The sequence below is a fragment of the Citrobacter sp. Cu233 genome (assembly GCF_030332225.1).
Lineage (GTDB): Bacteria > Pseudomonadota > Gammaproteobacteria > Enterobacterales > Enterobacteriaceae > Citrobacter.
The window spans coordinates 1-281 of the sequence record NZ_JAOWIF010000010.1 but is presented as its reverse complement, the minus strand read 5'-3'; the positions used below and the strand labels follow the sequence as shown (position 1 = coordinate 281).

The following is a 281-nucleotide window of genomic DNA, read 5'->3' as shown; positions in this document are numbered from 1 at the left end:
CACACTACCATCGGCGCTACGGCGTTTCACTTCTGAGTTCGGCATGGGGTCAGGTGGGACCACCGCGCTACAGCCGCCAGACAAATTCTTTTCTACGCGCCGAACTTTAACCTAAAAACTGGTGCTGATACCCAGAGTCGAACTGGGGACCTCACCCTTACCAAGGGTGCGCTCTACCAACTGAGCCATATCAGCACACTAAATTTGATGCCTGGCAGTTCCCTACTCTCGCATGGGGAGACCCCACACTACCATCGGCGCTACGGCGTTTCACTTCTGAG

1 tRNA gene and 1 rRNA gene are annotated in these 281 nt (G+C 55.2%); both read right to left on the bottom strand.

Annotated features, from left to right (window positions below):
• Positions 1-81: ribosomal RNA gene (gene rrf / locus OGX95_RS00040) — 5S ribosomal RNA — on the bottom strand; the annotation flags it as partial.
• 38 nt (positions 82-119) lie between these two features.
• Positions 120-195, bottom strand: a tRNA-Thr gene (locus tag OGX95_RS00035).
• Between the last annotated feature and the right edge of the window lie 86 nt (positions 196-281).